This window comes from Pseudomonas sp. St290 (assembly GCF_018325805.1).
GTDB lineage: Bacteria > Pseudomonadota > Gammaproteobacteria > Pseudomonadales > Pseudomonadaceae > Aquipseudomonas > Aquipseudomonas bijieensis.
The window spans coordinates 3,462,281-3,467,212 of sequence record NZ_AP014703.1 but is presented as its reverse complement, the minus strand read 5'-3'; the positions used below and the strand labels follow the sequence as shown (position 1 = coordinate 3,467,212).

The window sequence follows — 4,932 nt, the reverse complement described above, 5'->3', positions numbered from 1 at the left end:
TCATTTGGAGAGCACCATGCCAAACGCGGTAATGCAGGATCATGTGGCAATCGTCAGTGGCGCTGGAAGTGAGATCGGCATTGGGATGGCAATCGCACGCCGGCTTGGTCTGGCCGGAGCCAGATTGATCATCACCGCCAGCAGCGCTCGGGTCTTCGATCGAGTCGAAGAACTGCGTACCGAAGGCTTCGAAGTCGAAGGGCGGGCCGTCGACCTGACCAATGAAAACCAGGTACGCGAGTTCAGCCTTTGGGCAGAGTCGCGCTGGGGGCGGATCGATATCCTGGTTAACAACGCGGGCATGGCCATGCAAGGTTCCCCAGAGGTGCTTTCGGAGCTGGCGATCATGGATTTGCAAGCCTGGAACCTTTCGCTGGCTCGAAATCTGACCACGGCTTTTCTTCTTACACGGGCTGTTCTGCCCGGTATGCAGGCGCGCCGTTACGGGCGCATCGTCAACATCAGTTCCACTACCGGCACGCGCTGCAGTAACCCCGGCGAGGCGGCCTACAGCGCTGCGAAGGCCGCGATGGTAGGGATGAGCATGGGCCTGGCTCTGGAAGTCGCCCGGCTAGGGATCACGGTCAACAGCGTGGCTCCCGGCTGGATCGCTACGGGGTCTAGCTCTCCCGAGGAAGTCGAGGCCGCACGGTACACGCCGATGGGCCGGGCGGGACGCCCCGAAGAAGTGGCTGCGCTGGTTGCGTTCCTTGCATCGCCAGACGCGAGTTACATGAGCGGCGAAGTCATCGTGATAGATGGCGGAAACTGCCTGGTCGAGAACAAGGCCCCTTGATCTGAACATACGCCGCAACGGCCGCTCGCACCTGGAGCCTGGCAAAACAATGGTGCCAGAAACTGACCCTGTCGATGGTTAGAGTGAAAGGGTTGGCAGGAAACGATGCGCTGGAAACAGCGCCCCTGCCCCAGCCCTGTTTCCATCTCATCAATCATCCAGAGTAAGCGTCGGCTATGAAGCGTATCCAGTATCACAATTACGGCGGGCCGCAGGTGATGAAGCTCGAGGCATTCACGTTGGCTTCACCGGGCCAGGGCGAAGTCGCTGTGAAAATCAGATTCGCCGCCATCAATCCTATCGACTGGAAGTTGCGCAGCGGCCAGATGAAGATCGTCACGGGCAGATCCTTCCCCCGGGCCATGGGCATGGATTTCTCGGGCACCGTCACCGCCGTGGGCAGCAACGTGACGCGGTTTAAAGTGGGCGATGCCGTCTTTGGTCTCGCGCGCTTCAAGGAAAGTGGTGCACTGGCTCAAGCCGTGGTCACCAAGGAATCGCTGCTGGCCAGCAAACCCGATGGTGTTTCCTTCGAGCAAGCCGCCTGCCTCGGGACACCGGGCATGACGGCCTGGAACGGCTTGCGGGACAAGGCCGGGCTGAGCGCGGGCCAGCGTGTATTCATCAATGGTTGCAGTGGCGCGGTCGGTGAAGCCTGCGTGCAGATAGCGCGCATGGTGGGGGCCACGATCACTGGTGCTTGCAGTGAAGAGACGCTGGAGCGGGCGCGGCAACTGGGGGTCGATACGGTTTACGACTATCGCAGAACCGATCTGTCCAAGCTGCCTGAACGTTTCGATGTGGTGTATGACACGGCGGCCACCCTGTCCTTGCCGGTCGGCCTCGACCTGCTGCGCAAAGGCGGCGTGCTGCTTGACCTGAATCCGAGCCCCGGCAAGTTCATTCGCTCCTTTTTTGATAAACGCTTGAAACCCGTCATCTGCACACCGCGCCCCGACGTCCTCGACACGCTCGCCCACGCCGCCCAGAATGGCAGCTTCCGGCTTCCTGTAGCGGAAGTGGTGCCTCTTGACGATGCGATCGAGCTTATCGCGGCCATCGAGGGAGGCAGGAAGCTGCGTGGCAAGGCCCTTGTGGTCATGGACTGAAGCGTGTCAAGAAGCCATAGATTATTCGATCTCATGCAAGTGCTTCGGCGTCATCGCGGGACGGTTTCCGGTGTCACGCTGTCCCGTGAGCTGAATGTCTCATTGCGTACCATCCGCCGGGACGTCATCACGCTGCAGTCGATGGGGGCGGACATCGTTGGCGAACCCGGCGTTGGCTACATCCTGCGCCCGGGGTTTCTGTTGCCGCCCTTGAGTTTCACCGAGGAAGAAATCCAGGCGCTGATGGCCGGTGCGCAATGGGTCAGCCGCCAAACCGATGAAGGCCTGGCCCACGCCGTTCAGAACGCGCTGGCAAAAATCGACAGTGTCCTGCCGCCACACATGCGGCGAACCTTGGACCACGACACGATCTACGTCAGTCGCAATCAAGGCGCCCCGGCGGCGTTGGATCTGGCCCAGGTCCGGCTGGCGCTTCGCGAACAGCGGAAAATGCAGATCGTCTACAAGGACGAAAATGAGGAGCGGACGCAACGAATCCTCTGGCCGATCATGCTGGGGTTCGTCGAGTCGCAGCGGTATATCGCAGGCTGGTGCGAACTGCGCGGCGACTATCGTTTATTCCGAACGGACCGGATCGTCGAGGTGGTTGTCCTGGAAGAGCGCTACGCCCGTCCCAGGCAACAGCTGGTCAAGGAGTGGCGCTCCCGGGAAGCGCACCCGTGCAAACAGAAGGATTGCAGCTAGCAGCCGACTTGCTCTATGGCCAACCCATTTCCTCTGTGGGAGCGAGCCTGCTCGCGATAGCGGTGGTTCAGTCACTTGAACAACTCACTGCTCATGAAATCAATGAACACCCGCAGCTTCGGCGCCAGGTGTTTGCTTGAGGGCCAGAGCATGCGAAAGGTGCTCTGATGCCGATTGAAGTCGTCCAGGACGGTGACCAGCTCACCGCTGGCGATCGCCTCGCGCACAGTGAAATCTGGCACACAGGCGATGCCCAGCGCATCGTGCACCACGTGCAGCAACGCCTCGGTGGTGTTGCAGACCAGGGTCGCCGGCAGGTTGAGTTCCGGCTCCCCGTCCCCGTTTACCGGCCACACTTGCATCCTGCCAGTACTGGGGAACTTGTAGAGCAGGCAGGCATGGCGCAGCAGGTCCGCCGGTGCGTGCGGTGTGCCGTGTTCGGCGAAGTACCGGGGCGAACCGACCACAACGAGCTTGAACGGGCCCAACGGACGGGACATCAGCCGGGAGTCGTTCGGCTCTCCGGTTCGAATGACCGCATCGAAACCCTCCTCGATGATGTCCACCAGCCGATCGGAAAAATCCAGGTCCAGTTCGATACTGGGGTAGCGGCGCATGAAGGCGATCAGCGTCGGCATGACCAAATCCGCAACAAGAGGCAAACTCACGCGCAGTTTGCCCCGTGGCGCTTTGCGGGTTTCCGACAACTCCAGTTCGGCCGCTTCGACTTCGCAGAGAATGCGCCGGCAACGCTCGAGGAACAGCGTCCCCTCCGCCGTCAGAGTGATACTTCGCGTGCTGCGATGAAACAGCCGCACACCCAGTCGCGCCTCAAGCCGGGCGACGCTCTTGCCCACCGCCGAAGACGAAATGCCCAGCGCCCTGCCCGCCTCTGAAAAGCTGCGGGTTTCGGCCGCGCGCACAAAAAAATCAATCCCGCTCAGTGATTCCACGCCTGGCCTCCATTACGGACATTTTTTCCGATGTGTTGTGCACTCTAGCATTCTTGTCTCGCCAAAGACGGGCACCTACCGTAGTCGACACTTATCAATCTGCAATTGACCGCGTCGTCCCGGCGGGTCAGGCGCGCTCCAAACAGGTGACCCATGACGATTGCCAATACCCACATCGACGCCGAGGCCGAGGTTGTTCAAGCCTCGGCACCGCTCCCCATCGGATCACTGTTTGCCCTTGCCCTCGCGGCGTTCGTGACCATCCTCACCGAAGCCTTGCCCGCCGGGCTTCTTTCACAGATCAGCGAAGGGCTGGCGATCTCCGAGGCCCTGGCCGGCCAGTTGGTAACGGTCTACGCGATCGGCTCCTTGCTGGCGGCCATTCCATTGACCGCCGCGACCCAAGGTATGCGACGCAGAACACTCTTGTTGCTGGCCATCGCCGGCTTCGCCGTTGCCAATACCGTCACGACGCTTTCCACCCATTATGTTTTGACGATGGTCGCGCGCTTGCTCGGTGGCGTATCGGCCGGGCTGCTCTGGGCCTTGTTGGCCGGTTATGCCGCCCGCATGGTGTCCGAAAGCCAGAAAGGTCGTGCGATTGCGATCGCCATGGTGGGCGCGCCCTTGGCGTTATCCCTCGGCGTACCGGCCGGCACGCTGCTCGGCAACCTGGTCGGCTGGCGAATGAGCTTCGCCATCATGAGCCTGTTCGCCGTGGCCTTGATGGTCTGGGTACGACTCAAGGTGCCTGATTTTCCTGGGCAGGCCACCCATAAACGCCTCGCCTTGGGTCAGGTCTTCACGCTGCCGGGCGTTCGCTCGGTGTTGTTCGTGGTGCTGGCTTTTGTCCTGGCGCACAACATTCTCTTTACCTATATCGCTCCGTTTTTGGCGGCGGCGGGCCTGGGCGAGCGGACGGATCTGGTCCTGCTGGTCTTTGGCGTCGCGTCGTTGCTGGGGATCTGGGTCGTCGGCGTGCTGATCGATCGCCATCTACGGGCGTTGACGCTTGCAGGTACGGTGCTGTTCGCCCTCTCGGCAATGACGCTAGGGGCGATGAGCGACAGGCCAGCGGCGGTGTATATCGCCGTGGCCGCCTGGGGAATCGCTTTCGGAGGGGCTGGGACGCTGTTCCAGACGGCCATCGCCAAGACTGCCAGAGACGCAGCGGATCTCGCCCAGTCGATGTTGGTCACGGCCTGGAACCTGGCCATTGCCGGCGGCGGAATCGTCGGAGGCATTCTGCTCGATCACCTGGGGGTCGTTGCATTTGCGCCTGTCCTGGTGGTTCTCCTGCTTCTGACGTTGGCAGTCGTGTGGTCAGCCAAGCAGCGCGGATTCCCCCGCAGTCGTCAATGAGGTTCGT

At 61.5% G+C, this 4,932-nt stretch carries 5 protein-coding genes; 4 read left to right on the top strand and 1 reads right to left on the bottom strand.

Annotated elements, in window-relative coordinates; all coding sequences use genetic code 11:
• Nucleotides 1-16: 16 nt before the first annotated feature.
• The 3 genes from PBDP_RS15255 (at nucleotide 17) to PBDP_RS15245 (ending at nucleotide 2,610) form a co-directional block, all read left to right on the top strand.
• Nucleotides 17-796, top strand: a complete 780-nt coding sequence (locus PBDP_RS15255; RefSeq protein WP_212800863.1) for an SDR family NAD(P)-dependent oxidoreductase — start codon at nucleotides 17-19, stop codon at nucleotides 794-796.
• A 176-nt stretch (nucleotides 797-972) separates the two neighbouring features.
• On the top strand, nucleotides 973-1,905 hold the full coding sequence (locus PBDP_RS15250; RefSeq protein WP_116832439.1) for an NAD(P)-dependent alcohol dehydrogenase: 933 nt from the start codon (nucleotides 973-975) through the stop codon (nucleotides 1,903-1,905).
• Between the two features lie 3 nt (nucleotides 1,906-1,908).
• Nucleotides 1,909-2,610 carry a helix-turn-helix transcriptional regulator gene (locus PBDP_RS15245; RefSeq protein ID WP_162893827.1) on the top strand — a complete coding sequence of 234 codons (702 nt, stop codon included), beginning with the start codon at nucleotides 1,909-1,911 and terminating at the stop codon, nucleotides 2,608-2,610.
• Between the two features lie 71 nt (nucleotides 2,611-2,681).
• On the opposite strand, the gene PBDP_RS15240 is transcribed toward PBDP_RS15245, so the two are convergent.
• Nucleotides 2,682-3,563 (bottom strand): LysR family transcriptional regulator, encoded by an 882-nt coding sequence (locus PBDP_RS15240; RefSeq protein WP_109754091.1) that lies wholly within the window; start codon nucleotides 3,561-3,563, stop codon nucleotides 2,682-2,684.
• A 153-nt stretch (nucleotides 3,564-3,716) separates the two neighbouring features.
• Here PBDP_RS15240 and PBDP_RS15235 point away from each other — a divergent pair, with 153 nt between their 5' ends.
• Nucleotides 3,717-4,925 carry an MFS transporter gene (locus tag PBDP_RS15235; RefSeq protein WP_212800862.1) on the top strand — a complete coding sequence of 403 codons (1,209 nt, stop codon included), beginning with the start codon at nucleotides 3,717-3,719 and terminating at the stop codon, nucleotides 4,923-4,925.
• The last annotated feature ends 7 nt before the right edge of the window (nucleotides 4,926-4,932 follow it).

Bases quoted from the DNA above. Each gene is read 5' to 3' on its own strand.
- PBDP_RS15255 (WP_212800863.1), top strand. From the start codon at position 17: ATGCCAAACGCGGTAATGCAGGATCATGTGGCAATCGTCAGTGGCGCT.
- PBDP_RS15250 (WP_116832439.1), top strand. From the start codon at position 973: ATGAAGCGTATCCAGTATCACAATTACGGCGGGCCGCAGGTGATGAAG.
- PBDP_RS15235 (WP_212800862.1), top strand. From the start codon at position 3,717: ATGACGATTGCCAATACCCACATCGACGCCGAGGCCGAGGTTGTTCAA.